The organism is Corynebacterium sp. HMSC04H06 (assembly GCF_001815935.1).
Lineage (GTDB): Bacteria > Actinomycetota > Actinomycetes > Mycobacteriales > Mycobacteriaceae > Corynebacterium.
On sequence record NZ_KV823461.1, the window covers coordinates 1 to 15,344 of the forward strand.

18 protein-coding genes are annotated in these 15,344 nt (G+C 66.9%); 12 read left to right on the forward strand and 6 right to left on the reverse strand.

All coding sequences use genetic code 11. The features are described 5' to 3' along the window. The 6 genes from lpqB to HMPREF3067_RS10725 form a co-directional block, all read left to right on the forward strand. A partial coding sequence (gene lpqB, locus HMPREF3067_RS10700) for an MtrAB system accessory lipoprotein LpqB (protein WP_371259798.1) occupies window positions 1-1,701 on the forward strand: 1,701 nt, incomplete at its 5' end. 10 nt (window positions 1,702-1,711) lie between these two features. After that, window positions 1,712-2,368: a ComF family protein gene (locus HMPREF3067_RS10705; protein ID WP_070769707.1), complete on the forward strand. Its 657-nt coding sequence runs from the start codon at window positions 1,712-1,714 to the stop codon at window positions 2,366-2,368. Window positions 2,369-2,594: 226 nt separating this feature from the next. Continuing rightward, a complete protein-coding gene (hpf, locus tag HMPREF3067_RS10710; protein WP_070769708.1) occupies window positions 2,595-3,272 on the forward strand; it encodes a ribosome hibernation-promoting factor, HPF/YfiA family in 678 nt (225 codons plus the stop codon). A gap of 156 nt (window positions 3,273-3,428) precedes the next feature. Then, complete coding sequence (gene secA, locus HMPREF3067_RS10715; protein WP_070769709.1) at window positions 3,429-5,984, forward strand: preprotein translocase subunit SecA; 2,556 nt, start codon at window positions 3,429-3,431, stop codon at window positions 5,982-5,984. 35 nt (window positions 5,985-6,019) lie between these two features. Beyond that, window positions 6,020-6,484, forward strand: a complete 465-nt coding sequence (locus HMPREF3067_RS10720; RefSeq protein WP_070769710.1) for a hypothetical protein — start codon at window positions 6,020-6,022, stop codon at window positions 6,482-6,484. Between the two features lie 88 nt (window positions 6,485-6,572). Then, the gene (locus tag HMPREF3067_RS10725) at window positions 6,573-6,980 is read left to right on the forward strand and encodes a hypothetical protein (protein WP_141759402.1); all 408 of its coding nucleotides are present in this window, start codon (window positions 6,573-6,575) and stop codon (window positions 6,978-6,980) included. A gap of 1 nt (window position 6,981) precedes the next feature. On the opposite strand, the gene HMPREF3067_RS10730 is transcribed toward HMPREF3067_RS10725, so the two are convergent. Continuing rightward, window positions 6,982-7,362 (reverse strand): hypothetical protein, encoded by a 381-nt coding sequence (locus tag HMPREF3067_RS10730; protein ID WP_070769712.1) that lies wholly within the window; start codon window positions 7,360-7,362, stop codon window positions 6,982-6,984. A 153-nt stretch (window positions 7,363-7,515) separates the two neighbouring features. On the opposite strand from HMPREF3067_RS10730, the gene HMPREF3067_RS10735 reads away from it, so the two are divergent. Continuing rightward, window positions 7,516-7,926, forward strand: coding sequence for an HAD-IA family hydrolase (locus HMPREF3067_RS10735; protein ID WP_070769713.1), 411 nt, complete (start codon window positions 7,516-7,518; stop codon window positions 7,924-7,926). Window position 7,927: 1 nt separating this feature from the next. After that, window positions 7,928-8,443 (forward strand): DUF6912 family protein, encoded by a 516-nt coding sequence (locus tag HMPREF3067_RS10740; RefSeq protein ID WP_070769714.1) that lies wholly within the window; start codon window positions 7,928-7,930, stop codon window positions 8,441-8,443. A 20-nt stretch (window positions 8,444-8,463) separates the two neighbouring features. Here HMPREF3067_RS10740 and rsgA read toward each other — a convergent pair whose 3' ends face one another. Together rsgA and aroA are read right to left on the reverse strand one after the other, a co-directional pair. Then, window positions 8,464-9,471, reverse strand: coding sequence for a ribosome small subunit-dependent GTPase A (gene rsgA, locus HMPREF3067_RS10745; protein ID WP_070769715.1), 1,008 nt, complete (start codon window positions 9,469-9,471; stop codon window positions 8,464-8,466). Next, window positions 9,464-10,756 (reverse strand): 3-phosphoshikimate 1-carboxyvinyltransferase, encoded by a 1,293-nt coding sequence (gene aroA / locus HMPREF3067_RS10750; protein WP_083319285.1) that lies wholly within the window; start codon window positions 10,754-10,756, stop codon window positions 9,464-9,466. Before aroA ends, rsgA begins: the two co-directional genes overlap by 8 nt. Before the next feature lie 20 nt (window positions 10,757-10,776). On the opposite strand from aroA, the gene HMPREF3067_RS10755 reads away from it, so the two are divergent. The 3 genes from HMPREF3067_RS10755 to HMPREF3067_RS10765 are packed head-to-tail and all read left to right on the forward strand — an operon-like array spanning window position 10,777 to window position 12,341. Then, window positions 10,777-11,451, forward strand: a complete 675-nt coding sequence (locus tag HMPREF3067_RS10755; protein ID WP_070769717.1) for an SOS response-associated peptidase — start codon at window positions 10,777-10,779, stop codon at window positions 11,449-11,451. Between the two features lie 39 nt (window positions 11,452-11,490). Next, entirely contained in the window at window positions 11,491-12,078 is a 588-nt protein-coding gene (locus tag HMPREF3067_RS10760; protein ID WP_070769718.1) for a sigma-70 family RNA polymerase sigma factor, read from the forward strand. After that, window positions 12,075-12,341, forward strand: coding sequence for a hypothetical protein (locus HMPREF3067_RS10765; protein ID WP_070769719.1), 267 nt, complete (start codon window positions 12,075-12,077; stop codon window positions 12,339-12,341). The genes HMPREF3067_RS10760 and HMPREF3067_RS10765 overlap by 4 nt, the downstream gene beginning before the upstream one ends. A 143-nt stretch (window positions 12,342-12,484) precedes the next feature. Here HMPREF3067_RS10765 and HMPREF3067_RS11680 read toward each other — a convergent pair whose 3' ends face one another. Both HMPREF3067_RS11680 and HMPREF3067_RS10770 read right to left on the reverse strand, forming a co-directional pair. Next, a complete protein-coding gene (locus tag HMPREF3067_RS11680) occupies window positions 12,485-12,559 on the reverse strand; it encodes a 50S ribosomal protein bL37 (RefSeq protein ID WP_100227335.1) in 75 nt (24 codons plus the stop codon). A gap of 84 nt (window positions 12,560-12,643) precedes the next feature. After that, window positions 12,644-12,904, reverse strand: coding sequence for a WhiB family transcriptional regulator (locus HMPREF3067_RS10770; RefSeq protein ID WP_070769720.1), 261 nt, complete (start codon window positions 12,902-12,904; stop codon window positions 12,644-12,646). A 601-nt stretch (window positions 12,905-13,505) separates the two neighbouring features. Between HMPREF3067_RS10770 and HMPREF3067_RS10775 the strand changes: the two genes are divergently transcribed. After that, entirely contained in the window at window positions 13,506-13,979 is a 474-nt protein-coding gene (locus HMPREF3067_RS10775; RefSeq protein WP_070769721.1) for a hypothetical protein, read from the forward strand. A 42-nt stretch (window positions 13,980-14,021) separates the two neighbouring features. On the opposite strand, the gene HMPREF3067_RS10780 is transcribed toward HMPREF3067_RS10775, so the two are convergent. Continuing rightward, window positions 14,022-15,275 (reverse strand): Rv3212 family protein, encoded by a 1,254-nt coding sequence (locus HMPREF3067_RS10780; RefSeq protein WP_070769722.1) that lies wholly within the window; start codon window positions 15,273-15,275, stop codon window positions 14,022-14,024. Window positions 15,276-15,344 lie beyond the last annotated feature (69 nt).

Consider the following 15,344-nt stretch of genomic DNA (forward strand, 5'->3'; position numbering starts at 1 on the left):
GCCCGCGCCGTCGCCGCCGTGCTGGCCGCGACGTCGCTGACGCTTAGTGCGTGCTCGACGCTGCCGCAAAACTCCAGCCCCAAGGTGCTGCATTCCTTCGAGCCGGCCGACACCCCGGAGCCGTCCATGGGCCCGCGCGCCGGGGAGGAGCCGGACCTTCTGCTGCGCGACTTCTACGCGGCCTCCGCGCTGCCGGCCGGGGACTATTCCGCCGCGCGCTCGTTTATGACGGAGGAAGCGGCCGGGGACTGGGACCCGGACCAGCAGGTACTCATCGTGGACTCACTGGACATCATCACCGACGCCGAGGCCGACTCCACGGAGGGCGGCCGCAGCTACAACGTGCGCGGCTCGGTCATTGGCACGCTCTCGGAAGGCGGGTCCTATTCCTCCGAAAACGGCGACTTCGAGGCCCAGATCCACATGACCCAGGTGGACGGCGAGTGGCGGATTTCGGACCTGCCGCAGGTCGTGGTCATCGAGCGCACGGAGCTGCGCAACCGTTACCAGCCGCACTCCCTGTTCTTCTACGAGCACACCGGCCAGGCGCTGGAAAGCGACCGTCGCTGGCTGTCCACGGGCCAGGAGTCGTTGGACACCGAGCTCATCACGCTGCTGCTGCAGGGGCCGGCCGCGGAGCTGGCGCCGGCGACGATGTCGGTGGTGCCGCGGGAGGCCAATTTCGGCGGCATCGAGGACGGCGTCTACCACTTCACCGGCATGTCGGACATGAGCCAGGAGGACCGCACCCGGTTCGCCGCCGAGCTGGTCTGGACCCTGTCCACGGCCGGCATCCCGGGGCCCTACCAGGTCGTGGCGGACGATGCCCCCTTGGTCGAAGGCCTCGATGAGCTGACCATCGACGACTTCGCGGACTACAACCCGAAGGCGAACACGGACGCCGCCACCTCGCTGTATGCGGTGACCAACGGGAACGTGGTGCGCCTGACCGGCAACGAGACGCAGCCGCTGAACAACCCGGCGGCGAACGCCGGCAACGTGGAGTCGGCGGAGATCTCGGCGGAGGAGACGTTCGCGGCCGTGCGCAAGAAGGGCGCGGACAAGACCCAGCTGGTGCTGGGGACACTGAACGGGGATGTGGCTGAGTCCCTGGAGGGCGAGAGTATTACCCGGCCCACCTTTGGCAGTACCGGCCGGGGCGCGTGGGTTGCGGTCGACGGCAAGAAGATCTACCGCGTGGTGCGCTCGACTACCGGCGAGGTCACCGAGCAGCCGATCAACGCGGACGCGCTGGATCACATCGAGGGCGAGATCTCGGTCATGCGCCTGTCGTCGACGGGCGCGCGGGTGGCCTTCATTATCGGCGGCGCGGTCTACTCCGGCGTGGTGGCGCAGGAGGCCGACGGTGACTACCGGATCGTCAACGTGCGCGAGCTCGCCTCGGAGCTGGGCCGCAACGCGCTGTCGCTGGATTGGCAGCCGGACGGTTCGCTGGTGGTGGGCACGTCGTCGACGGAGACGCCGGTCTGGCGTATCGAGCAGGACGGGTCCTCGCTGACCACCCTGCCCAGCGGCAATATCACCGCCCCGGTGGTCTCCGTGGCGGCCTCACCGACAACCGTCTACCTGACCGACGCCAACGCCCTGCTGCAGCTGCCGGCCGGCGAGTCCGACTCCGTGTTCTGGCGCGAGGTCCCCGGCCTCCAGGGAGTGCGCGCGGCCCCCATCGTGGGCAACTAGGCGGTTTAGCATGGGGGTCTGGCGGCAAGTCGGGGAGCTGTTGGTCCCGCGTGCCTGCGCTGGGTGCCAGGCCCCGGGCCAGGTGCTGTGCGCGGCCTGCCGGGAGCACCTGCGCACCCCGCCGCACCGCGTCACCCGCCGCACGCTGCTGGACCCGCCCATCTTTGCGCTGGGTCCGTATTCGGAGATCCGCCGCAACCTCATCATCCAGATGAAGGAGTACCACAACCAGGCGGTGCGCCCGTATGCTGGCGCGGTCATCGCCGCCGGGCTGGAGCAGCTGGTGGCCCAGGGCGTGCTGCCGCCGCGGCTGGTGGTGGTGCCGGCGCCGACGCGGGCATCGTCAGCCAGGGCCCGGGGCGGGGACCCGGTGCTGCACATGTGCCAGCATGCGGCCCGCTTGCTCGGCGATGGCCTGCCGCTGACCGTGGTCAACTGCGCGCGCTTGCGCCGCGGCGTGGCCGACCAGTCGCGGTTGAACGCGGACTTGCGGTGGGCGAATATGCGCGACGCCGTGGCTGTCGATGCCGACCCGCGGCTGGTGGGCCGGGCCACCGTCGTGGTCGACGACGTGGTGACCACGGGTGCCACGCTGATCAACACCGCCGACAAGCTGCGCGCGGCCGGCGCGCTGGTGCGGGCGGGATTGGTGCTGGCGGACGCCTAGAGGGGGATCGGCGTGGGGGTAGACAGAAATGTAATTCCAACCTTTGGTGGGGAATGGTTATGACCACTGGTATGATGAGGGGTGTCACAGGTTGAGGTTTTAGCCTCCGGATTCACACGGTTTCCGCCGGTGGAGGCCCGGGGCGGTGATCTCAGCAGGACGAGTCCAATAGTCCCCTGGGGCGCCGGGATTGCGCGCCCCCAGCCAAATCTAGGGAGGCAAGTCAATGGCCGAGTCACAGGCCACCAATGCACAGGTAACCATTACGGGGCGCAACGTGGAGGTGCCGGATCACTTCCAGGAGCGCGTCTCCGGCAAGCTGGCCAAGATCGAGCGGCTGGATCCGACGCTGACCTTCTTCCACGTCGAGCTGCAGCACGAGCCGAACCCGCGCCGTGACTCCCAGTCGGACCGCATCCAGATCACCGCCACCGGCAAGGGTCACATCGCCCGCGCGGAGGCTAAGGAAGACTCCTTCTACGCCGCGCTGGAGACCGCCCTGGCCAAGATGGAGCGTTCCCTGCGCAAGGTGAAGGTCCGCCGCGAGAACGTCAAGTCCGGCCACCGCGCCCAGAAGGGCACCGGCGAGATAGCCGCGGAGATGGTCGCCGAGGCCGAGGCCGAGCGGAAGGCCGCTACGGCGAAGGAAGATCGCTACGTCGACCCGTACGCGGATTCTATCGAGGAGCAGCGCCCGGGCCAGATCGTGCGTACCAAGGAGCACCCGGCTAACCCGATGACTGTGGATGACGCGCTCAGCGAGATGGAGCTGGTGGGCCACGATTTCTACCTGTTCATCAACTCCGAGACCCAGCAGCCGGCGGTCGTCTACCGCCGCCACGCCTTCGACTACGGTCTTATCACCCTGACCGAGGACGCCGAGGGTGTGCAGGCTAACAGCTAGCTAGCCCGCCCTGCGCCCAGCTGCCTGCCCGCCGGGCACTGGGCGCTTTTTTCGTGTCGTTTTGGGCCAGGGCGGAGACAGTGGAAGCGCCGTTGGTGGGTACAATGGCACGGAGTTAACTAGTTTACGTGTCGCGACAAAGAAGGAAACTACTACGTGTTAGGACTTTCGAAGCTGCTGCGTGCCGGCGAAGGGCGCACCGTCAAGCGTCTGGAAAAGATGGCCGACCGTGTCATTGCCCTGGAGGATGAGTACGCCGCCCTCAGCGACGACGAGCTCAAGGCCAAGACCGACGAATTCAAGCAGCGCCTCGCCGACGGCGAGGAACTCAACGACATCCTGCTGGAGGCCTTCGCCACCGTCCGCGAGGCGGCCTGGCGCGTGCTCCAGCAGAAGCACTTCCGCGTCCAGCTGATGGGTGGCGCGGCCCTGCACTTCGGCAACGTCGCCGAGATGAAAACCGGTGAGGGCAAGACCCTGACCTCGCTGCTGCCGGCCTACCTCAACGCCCTCGAGGGCAAGGGCGTGCACATCGTCACGGTCAACGACTACCTGGCCAAGCGCGACGCGGAGATGATGGGCCGTGTCCACCGCTGGCTGGGCCTGTCCGTGGGCGTCATCCTGTCCGAGATGCGCCCGCCGGCGCGCAAGGAAGCCTACGCCTGCGACATCACCTACGGCACCAACAACGAGCTGGGGTTTGACTACCTGCGCGACAACATGGTGCGCAGCCTGAACGACATCGTCCAGCGCGGCCACAACTTCTGCATCGTCGACGAGGTGGACTCTATCCTCATCGACGAGGCCCGCACCCCGCTCATCATCTCCGGCCCGGTGGACGGCTCCTCCCAGTTCTACGGGGTCTTCGCGCAGCTGGCCCCGCGTATGCGCGAGGGCATCCACTACGAGGTCGACCACAAAAAGCGCACCGTCGGCGTGCTGGAAAAGGGCGTGGAATACGTCGAGGACCAGCTGGGCATCGATAACCTGTACGCCCCGGAGCATTCGCAGCTGGTGTCCTACCTCAACAACGCGCTGAAGGCCAAGGAGCTGTTCACCCGCGACAAGGACTACATCGTGCGCAACGGTGAGGTCATGATCGTCGACTCGTTCACCGGCCGCGTGCTGGCGGGCCGCCGCTACAACGAGGGCATGCACCAGGCCATCGAGGCCAAGGAAAACGTCGAGATCAAAAACGAGAACCAGACGCTGGCCACGGTCACGCTGCAGAACTACTTCCGTCTCTACGACAAGATCTCCGGCATGACCGGTACCGCCGAGACCGAGGCCGCTGAGCTGCACTCCATCTACGGCCTCGACGTGGTGCCGATCCCGACCAACAAGCCGAACCAGCGTGCAGACCACTCCGACCGCATCTACAAGACGCAGGAGGCCAAGTTCGCCGCGGTGGTCGACGACATCGCCGAGCACGTGCAGAACAAGCAGCCGGTGCTGGTGGGCACCACCTCCGTGGAGCGCTCCGAGTACCTGTCGCAGCTGCTGGACAAGCGCGGCATCCAGCACACCGTGCTCAACGCCAAGCACCACGAGGAAGAGGGCAACATCATCGCCCGCGCCGGCCGCCCGGGCCAGGTCACCGTCGCCACCAACATGGCCGGCCGCGGTACCGACATCGTGCTGGGCGGTAACCCCGAGGTCATCCTGGACATGAAGCTGCGCGAGCAGGGCCTGGATCCCTTCGAGGATGAGGAGAAGTACCAGGAAGCCTGGGATCACCACATCGAGGAGGAGAAGGAGCGCTCCAAGCGCCTGGGCGACGAGGTGCGCGAGGCCGGCGGCCTCTACGTGGTCGGTACCGAGCGCCACGAGTCGCGTCGTATCGATAACCAGCTGCGTGGCCGTACCGGCCGCCAGGGCGATCCGGGCGAGACCCGCTTCTACCTGTCCATGCGCGACGAGCTCATGGTGCGCTTTGTGGGCCAGTCCATGGAGAACATGATGAACCGGCTGAACGTGCCGGACGATGTCCCGATCGAGGCCAAGATGGTCTCCAACTCCATCAAGGGCGCGCAGGCCCAGGTGGAAAACCAGAACTTCGAAATGCGCAAGAACGTTCTGAAATACGACGAGGTGCTCAACGAGCAGCGCAAGGTCGTCTACGGCGAGCGCTACAAGATCCTGGACGCCGGCGACATCAAGGACAACATCCGCTCCATGATTGATGACACGGTCTCGGACTACGTGGCCGCCGCCACCGCCGCCGGCTACGTCGAGGACTGGGACCTGGACAAGCTCTGGCAGGCCCTGGACTCCCTCTACGGCCCGTCTGTGTCCTCCGCGGAGCTGGTGGACGGCTCGGAGTACGGATCGCCGGGCGAGCTGAGTGCGGAGCAGCTGCGCGACGCCCTGACCGACGACGCCCAGCACCAGTACGACGAGCTGGAGGAGAAGATCTCCGCCATCGGCGGCGAGAAGCAGATGCGCAACACCGAGCGCATGGTCATCCTGCCGATCATTGACCAGAAGTGGCGCGAGCACCTCTACGAGATGGACTACCTGAAGGAGGGCATCGGCCTGCGTGCGATGGCGCAGCGCGACCCGCTGGTCGAGTACCAGAAGGAGGGCGGCGACATGTTCCGGGCCATGAACGAAGGCATCAAGGAAGAGACCGTCCGCCAGCTCTTCCTGCTGCGCAAGCAGTTCGCGACCGAGGAGGAAAACGCCGAGTCGGGATCGACTTCCGAGGCCTAAAGCGGCCTAAACCCCGCTAGGAAAGCAGGTTTCCCATGGTGGCAGTCATCTTGACCTGGGCGCTGTTTAGCGTCCTGTTGGTGGCTGCCGCCATTTTTTCTGTCTGGCGGGCTCGCGTCGGTGAGGGGGTCGCTGCCGGCTTCGTCGGGGGCGTCGGCGCCTGGCTGCTGAGTCTGGGTTGGGGCAACCACACCCACTATGCCGCGTGGCAAATTGCCGTGGCAGCGATCGCCATAGTGGCGCTGACCGCCGCGGTGGCTTGGCGCGTTCCCCGCACCGGCGCCGGCGCGCTGGGCGCGGCGACTGGTCCGACGCTGGGGTTTGGCTTCGCCTGGTCCGTGCAGGCGGGGCTCAGCGACTCGACCGGCATGTGGCCGGTTGGCCTCATGCTGCTCAACACCGGTCTGGTGGTGGGCTTAGGCGTGGTAGTCGGCCTTGTGTTCTGGGCCCGCCGCCGCACGGAGCACGGAAATTCTGCGTCGCCGGCCGGCTTGAGGTAGGCTTAAGTCCTTGATAAGTACTTACTAATCGACTGGAGTTTTTATGCGAACGCCGCGCCGCCGAAGCCGTCTGGCTTCCCTGTCGGCTTTGGTAACCGCGGCGTTGCTGGGCGCGCCGACGGGGGCGGGCGCCGCGCCGACGGAAAACTACCGCGCCGACAGCTACGAATCCCGCACCGCACTAAGCGGCGGGCAGGAAACGGTAGGCGAGTGGCTCGAGCGCGTCGAGGCAGAACAGGGCCAAGCCGGCCAGGCAGGCCGGGCAGAAGGCGGGGCCGCAGCGCGGCCGGCCGAGGATACTGCCGCGCCGGACGCGGACGGTACCGAAAACGACCATGGCGCCGCTGGCGGCGCTGCTAGCGATGCCGACGCTGGGGCGCCCGTGTGGGGCATCGGCGCCGCGCTGGGCGGGATCCTGGCGGCAGTGGGGGCATCGGCAGCCGCGTGGTCTTCGGTGGACTGGACACAGGTCCTGATGTTTTTGGGCTCGCTCTAGGCTAGAGCAGCCGGAAGGACACGAGCCGGTGCTGCTCGTAGGAACCGGTGAACGCGTGCTGCGTGACACCGATGGTGGCGGTGCCGTAGAACTCCCCGTTGGCGTGCGCGTGCACGGCGACCAGATCGTGGCGCGCCGGTAGGCTGAATCCGCGCGTGCGCAGCCAGGCGGATAAGTGGTTGGCTAGCCGCGGCGGGAAGCGTTCGGAGCGCACGTGGCTGAGCGGGCGGCGACCGGCGGCGGTCTCGATGACCTGGCGGATAAGCGTCTGGGCTCGCTCCTTAACCTCCTCGTCCATGGGTGTGGGCTGCCGGTCGTAGGAAATCGGGTCTGCCGGCACGTACAGCTGCAGGTGGGCGAATCCGGGAATGGGGGCGTACATAGGCCGTATTCTGGCACGCGTCGGGGTGGTGTGCAGGGCGAGGCTCGGAAGCTGTGAGCTTGCTGAAAGGGGTGGAGGCGCGCGAATTGCCTCTTCGCTATAATTTGCGTGGTTAGAGGGAAATAAAACCCGAAGCGAAAAGAAAGAGAACTCATGCGTGGTTTGATTGTGGACTACGTCGGCGTGCTCGACGGCACCGACGAAGACGTGAAGCGCTGGCGCAACCTCCTGGCCGCAGCCAAGGCCCAGGGCGTGGCGACGGCCATCCTGTCCAACGACCCGGGTGGCCCCGGCGCCGAGGCAATCCGGGAGTGGGAGTACCGCGGCATCGTGGACGCGGTCATGCTCTCCGGTGAGATCGGGGCGGAGAAGCCGGAGCTCGCGGCCTTCCAGGCGGCGGCCGACGCCCTCGACCTGCCGGTCAATGACTGCGTCTTCGTGGACGACAACATCGTCAACGTCAAGGCGTCGGTGGAGTTCGGCCTGCTGGGCATGCTGTACACGGTCTTCGACCGCACCAGCATTGAGATCCAGGCCGTTTTCGACATCGAGGGCGAGTTCTAAGATGGCTGATTGTCGCGTCTACCTGCCGGCCACCTTCGCCATGCTCACGGAGCTGAAGGAGACCGGCCAGCTGCACGCCCGCTCGGGTTGGGGCTTTATGGTCACCGACGCCCTGCGTGAGTTCTACACCGCCGGCGACGAGGAAGAGATCGCCTACTCGGCCTTCCTGGAGGCCTCCATGGCGTCGCTGCGGCTGCTGGCCATCGGCGACGAGGAGCACTTCCCGCACCGGCGCGTGGTCATCTCCGTGGACGTGCCCGCCGAGGCGGTCACCCCGCAGCCGGAGATGGGCGAGCCCGTGGTGAAGCTGGAGCCGGCGCTGGTTACCACCGAGCAGCTGGCCGCCATCCACGTCGACATTGAAGAGTCCGAGGCCGCTACCGCCAAGGCCATCGAGGCCATCGACACCGCGGATCTGGGCGACGAGGACGCGGAGCTGGCCGTCGGCGACGCCCTCGATAATTTCATGGCCTTCTACGACCCGAGCGAGCTGCCCTTCCTGGTGGAGCTGCTCTAGGGGCAGCGGCTCGGACTGGGCTAGTTTTCCCAGTCGACGTTGGTGCGCAGCGCGGCCAGCAGCGTGCGCACCGCGGCCGCGCGCCGGGCCGAGGCCGAGTCCGGGGGGATGAGCGCGGGAACGTCGAGCCCGCACTCGGGATCGGCCGGGGGACCGGCGTGCGTGCACCCGCGCGGGCAGGACTCGGTGGCCTCGGCTAAGTCCTCGAAGACGCCTAAGACGGTGTCGGCATCGACGTGCGCGAGCCCGAAGGAGCGGATGCCGGGGGTGTCGATGATCCAGCCGTTATCGCCGGGCAGCGGCAGCGCGACGGACTGGGTGGAGGTGTGCCGGCCCTTGCCCACGGCGGAGACCTCGCCGGTCTCCCGGTCCGCTTCCGGGACCAGCCGGTTGACCAGCGTGGACTTGCCCACCCCGGAGTGTCCGATGAGCGCGGTGAGGTGCCCGGAGATGGCGTCGCTGACCTGCTCCAGGCCGTCGTCGAGACCGGCGTAGACCACGCTGATGTCCAGGTCGGCGAATTCCGCGGCGAAGGGGGCCGGGTCGGCCAGGTCCGTCTTGGTCAGGCACAGGATGGGGTGGATATTGCCCACGAAGGCGGCCACGAGGGCGCGCTCGACGAAGCCGGAGCGCGGCGGCGGATCGGCCACCGCGGTGACAATCAGCATCTGGTCGGCGTTGGCCACCACGATCCGCTCGTAGGGGTCGGTGTCGTCGGCGGTGCGGCGCAGCACGGAGGTGCGCTCGGCGAGCTTGACTATGCGCGCGAGCGTGTCCTTGTGGCCCGAAGTGTCGCCCACGACGCCGACGCGGTCGCCGACCTCGATGGCGGTGCGGCCCAGCTCGCGGGCGCGCATGCAGGTGACCACGGGGCCGTCGTCGAGGGCCACGCCCCAGCGGCCGCGGTCCTTGGTGATGACCATGCCGAATTTGGCGTCCTTGTGCTTGGGGCGGTCCTTGGTGCGCGGGCGCGAGCCCTTGCCGGGCCGGACGTGGACGTCGGACTCGTCGTAGTGGCGCCTAGGCATGCGTGCTGCCTTCGGAGACCATGGTCTCCCAGAGCTCGGCGAAGCCGGGGAGGGTCTTCGCGGTGGTGGCGATGTCTTCGACCTCGATGCCCTCGACGGCCAGGCCCAGGATGGCCCCGGCGGTGGCCATGCGGTGGTCGGCGTAGGTATGCCAGCGGCCCGCGTGCAGGGGCGCCGGGGTGATTGCCAGCCCGTCGGGCAGCTCGCGGACGTTGCCGCCCAGGCCGTTGAGCTCCGTGGCCAAGGCGCTGAGCCGGTCGGTCTCGTGGCCGCGTAGGTGGGCGATGCCGGTTAGCCGGGAGGGGCTATCGGCCAGCGCGCAGAGCGCGGCCACGGTGGGGGTCAGCTCGCCGAGGGCGGACATGTCGTAGTCGATGCCGCGCAGGCGGGCGCCTGGAGAGCCCACGACGGTGACCTGCCCGTGGGTCTGCTCGATGGTGACGGACATGCGGAAGAGCACGTCGCGGATGAGATCCCCGGCCTGGGTGGTCACGGCCGGCCAGTCGCGCACGGTCACGCGCCCGCCGGCCACCGCCGCGGCGGCCAAGAACGGGGTGGCGTTGGAGAGATCCGGCTCGATGCTCCACCTGCGGCCGTTGATGGGGCCGGGGTGCATGGTCCAGCTGTCCCCGTCCTCGTCGACGGTCACGCCGGCCTCGCGCAGCATGGCCAGAGTCATCTCGATGTGCGGGCGCGAGGGGATGGCGCCGCCGACGTGGTGGACGGTGATTCCTTTTTCGAAACGCGGGGCGGCGAGCAGGAGGCCGGAGACGAACTGGGAGGATTGCGAGGCGTCGATGGTGACCTCGCCACCGGCTGGGGTGTTAGAGGTGGAGATGCTAAACGGTAGACTGTCGCCTTCGGCGTCGACCGTCACGCCCAGGTCGCGCAGGGCGCCCAAGATAGCGCCCATGGGGCGTACGCGGGCCTGCTCGTCGCCGTCGAAGGCGACCGGCTCGCCGGCCAGGGCCGCCACCGGCGGCAAGAAGCGCATCAGGGTGCCGGCCAGGCCGCAGTCGATGTGCCCGCCGCGCAGCTGACCCGGGGCCACGTGGATCTCTGGGCCGGTGGTGACGTCCTGGACTTCGATCTCGGTGCCGAGCTCGCGCAGGGCGGCAATCATCAGCTCGGTGTCCCGGGCGATGAGTGCCTGGGTTATGACGGAGGGGGCATCGGCAAGCGCGGCCAGGACCAGGGCCCGGTTGGTCATGGACTTGGACCCGGGCACGCGCTGCTCCCAGCGCAGGGGGCCGGTGGGATGCGGGGCTAACCAAAAATCTGCCATATAGGCCATAATAGAGGTTCATGTGTGGTCGTTTTGTCTTGTTCAGCGAGTCGTTGCTCGATTCTGTCGGTGCGCTGGAGGGAATCGAGGAAGTTTCTGTGCCCGCCGGCCTGCCGGGACCGCGGTACAACATCGCGCCGACCCAGAAGATGCCCGTGGTGCGCATCCAGGAGGCCTACGCACAGGTGGATCCGGCGCGCTGGGCCCTGCTGCTGCATTGGAAGAAGGACTTAGACGGCCCGCCGCTGTTTAACGCCCGCGCGGAGACGGTGCAGAAGAAGCCGTCGTTCCGGGACGCCTTCGCCGGCCGGGCCGGCTCCGGGCGCTGCCTCATCCCCATGGACGGCTACTACGAGTGGCACGACGACGGCACCGGCAAGATGCCCTACTACGTGCGCCTGGGTGACGGCCAGATGATGTGGGCGGCCGGCTTGTGGGCCACGGGGCTGGACCAGCTCTCGGCGACCATCGTGACCACCGCGTCGACCGAGGAGATGGCTTGGCTGCACGACCGCCTGCCGCGCTTTTTGGCGCCCGAGGAAATCCGGCAGTGGGCAGAAGGCACTCCGGAGGAGGCCGCCGAGCTTTTGCACCCCAGCCCGGTGACCGGGTGGCAGGTGGACCAGGCGGCCAAGGAAGTGGGCAATATACGCTACGATTACCCGGAACTTCTGCCCCAAGGCGCTGGGGCCTAGGATGGTTATGGCAGAAAGCTCATTTAAAGGAGTACGTTAATGGCACAAGACTGGGCCGCCTCGTTCGAGGAGCAGGCCATGCCGCTTCTAGACCAGCTCTACGGGGGAGCGATGCGCATGACGCGCAACCCGCAAGACGCCGAGGACCTGATCCAGGAGACCTACCTGAAGGCGTATAAGAACTTCGATTCCTTCAAGCAGGGCACCAACCTGAAGGCGTGGCTGTACCGGATCATGACCAACACGTACATCAACTCTTATCGCAAGGCGCAGCGCCGCCCCACGCAGTCCTCGGCGGACGAGCTGACCGACTTCCAGCTGTACACGACCTCCGGGCACGACTCGACGGGCCTGGAGTCCGCGGAGGTCGCCGCGCTCAAGGCCATGCCGGACACGACAATTTCGGAGGCGATGAACGACCTGCCGGAGGACTACCGCATGGTGGTCTACTACTCCGACGTGGTGGGGCTGGCCTACAAGGAAGTCGCGGAAGTGATGGATATCCCCTTAGGCACGGTCATGTCACGGCTGCACCGGGGAAGAAAACTACTGCGAAAAGCGTTGAAGGATGTAGCACGTGAGCAAGGCATTGGGCTCAACCACCCAGATATGGAGGCAGACAAGTGAGCAACTGCAACCACCGCGGGGCTTGTGACTGTTCTTCGCAGGAGATAGAGGCGCTGCTGTGCCAGCTGCTGGACGAGTCGCTGAATCCCCAGCAGCGCGCGGCCGTTGAGGCGCGCATAGCCGAGTGCAACGTGTGCATGGAGCGCCTGGAGACCGAGCAGATCGTGCGCCGCCTGGTGCGCACCTGCGACAAAGCCACCCACGCCCCGGAGACCTTGCGGCAGCGGATCACCGTCCAGATCCGCTCCATCCGCTACCAGTAGATAACAAAGCCTCCCTGCGCCGGCTCGTTCCGAGTCTCGGTAAACACGGCGGGGGAGGCCAAGATGCAACAAGCCCGCCGCGGCGGGGTTTAACGCTTCGAGGCGTTACCCCGCTGCGGCGGGCTCGGTGTTTTTAGCTGTGATTATGCGTTAGGACGCTTGCCGCGGTTAGCGGACTTCTTCCGGCGATCCTTACGCTTACGGCCACGCTTGCTCATGGTGGTACTCCTTTGCAGAGAGCGGTTAGATGAACTGGTAATAACTGTAGCGGCAGGCAACGCCGGGGGCGAAATTGCCCTACCTTAGGCGGAGACGCGGGCGCGTCCGCGGCCGCGGTTGCGGCGGCGCTTCAGGGCGCGGCGCTCCTCCTCGGACAGGCCGCCCCACACGCCGGCGTCCTGGCCGGACTCCAGGGCCCACTTCAGGCACTGGGAGGACACGGGGCAGCGGTTGCAGACCAGCTTGGCCTTGGCGATCTGGGTGAGGGCGGGGCCGGAGTTACCGACCGGGAAGAACAGCTCGGGGTCCTCGTCGCGGCAAATTGCTTCGTGGCGCCAATCCATGATTGATATCTCCTAACAAATTTTCGACAGCGTTTAACACCGGTACTTGGAGCCGAATTCGGGAGCAACCAAAAATGTCGCACCGAAAATCAGAGCCAAGCCCTAATGTCATGGGGTTTGCGTGCCAGGGCCGGTCTGCAACGCGGGGTGTCTGGTCTCGAGGTCAGGCCTCCGCTTGCCGCCATGGTTTACCTGGCGTTCACTCTGCGTTGGTGCAGAGTTTGGAGCTGGTTAAGCAGCTCGTCTTTTTGCTACCTGAAGATAATGACACGTTTACAAAGACTTCGCTAGGGTTAAAGGCTAAATTGTGGTCAACATCACCGAATTATATGTCGGTGGATTGGGAAGCTTTCGCCGAATTTCAGGCAGCTGACAGGTACTGGTAACCCGCTGGCCTGCACGGACATCGTTTGTCTGTCAAATACCTAAGGTATGACTAGGTCAAATCCGGACCGGCGGACCACACCCGAGCGCGGTGGACCGGGCGCCCGCTCAGTGCCCTAGACAACGCGGTTAACATTATGGCGAGTAAACACGCCCTTAAGCGCCGGAGGCGACGGTGAGTGGAGGCGCGCGGGCGGGAAAACGTAGACTAAGCGCCGTGAGCTCTAAGAAATCGAAATCCGCTGCTTCTGCCGCCCGCAACTCGGCCGGCCGCGCCGGTGGGCTGGGCGCCCCGGCCACGGTCCGCCTGGGGGCCGGGATCGGCATCGTTCAGTCCATCGCCGTCATCATCTTCGGCATCTTTTTGATCGTGCACGAAGCCACCCACCCGGAAAACCCGTCGCTGGTCTCCGAGACCGCTGCGACCGACTACCTGGGCCTGGGCACCGCCATCTTCATCTTCATCGTTTTCGGCTTTGTCATTGTGGGCGCTATCGCCATGACCCGCGGCCGCCGGTGGGGGCGCGGCGCGGTGCTGCTGGTGCAGTTCATCCTGGCCGCCAGCTCCTTCCAGATGTTCTCCGGCGGGGCCATTGCCCTCGGCATCGCCACGCTGGTCTCTGCCCTGGCTGGCATCTACTTGCTGATGGTCAACCCCATCTCGCAGGAATGGTTCCAGCAGAATTTCTAGGGCGGGCCTTAAGGCCCGCGTGGCCAGAGCAGGCCCAGGCAGCTAGGCCGGCGCGGCCTGCAGGGCCACCAGCTGCCCGCCGCGGGCCTCGACCAGGTTGGTACCGGCGACGGTGAGGTGGACCGGGCCGCGGTAGGAGCCGCGGTCGACCGGCACGGTGCGCTCCGTCTGGCCGGTCTTCCAGTCGTAGACGGCAATGCCGTCTGCGGTGGGCACGAGCAGGCGGGCGCCGATGGCGACGCCGGTGCCGAGCGCGCCGTCGATGACGCGGGTGACCTTGAGCTCGTTGGGGCTGAAAAGGTATAGGCGGGCGCCGTCGAACCAGGTCATGTGGTGCGGCAGGTCCGCGGTGGCGGGCTGAAACAGCGTGGGGGACTCGCTTACCGCCGGAGACGACGGCACCGCCTGCCGGTGCGTGACGGTGCCGTCGTCGCTAAAGGAAATGAGCTCGGGGGTGTCACCTTCCGCGTAGACGGTGGCCGCGGACTGGCCGACGGCGACCAGCCGGGCGGAGGCGGCCTCGACCTCGGCGGTGGCGTTAACGTCCGGGGTGCGGGAATCCTCCGGCTCCGTGGTCTGGAAGCGCAGGAAGTCGCGGTTGGCGGCGTCCGGGCAGGTCTCCGAAACGACCAGCAGCTCGGTACGGGTGAGCGCGGAGTTGATGGTGCACTCCGGATGCGGCTGCGTGTGGGCCTCCTGCGGGGCGGGGATCTCGCCGTATTCCACCGTGCGCACCATGTCGGAGCGCCACAGCTCGACGCGATCGGTCGAGGCGGTGCCCACCCGGTCGTTGGAGCTGACCGGCACGGTCTCCTCCGAGTTCAGCGCGCTGCGGGTGTCCGAGTACTGGCCCGTGGTGGCATCGATAGCCACGGTGTCGCCGCAGCCGACCGAGGTGCGGTAGGTGGCCACGACCTTGTCCCAGGCGGTGGCCAGGCTACACAGGGGGGCATCGGTGCGGGTATAGGACCAGACGTCCTGGCCTTCGGCGTCGACGGCGCGGACGGTGTCCCCGTCGGCGGCGATGATAAGCCCGTTGGTGGCGATGGGTTGCACCCCAGCCGGGGTCTGCGGGGCGGCGCCGTTGGCTAGCGTGAAGGCGGGCTCGACCTGGGCGGGGATTTCCACCAGCGTGGCGGGAACCTCCGGGACCGGCTGGTCGGCCGGGTGCAGGTCCGTGGCCCTTAGGGAGCCGGAAAAATAGGCGCCGACCACCGCGACGACGCAGACTACTGTGATGACCGCGGTGAGCACCCAGTCGCGGCGGGAAGCGCGCAGCACCACCGCGCGGCTCATCGCTTCCGGCCCCGTGCTTGACGCGAGGCCCGGGGGCGGCGGGGGCGCCCGGAGCGGCGCTCGCGCCCG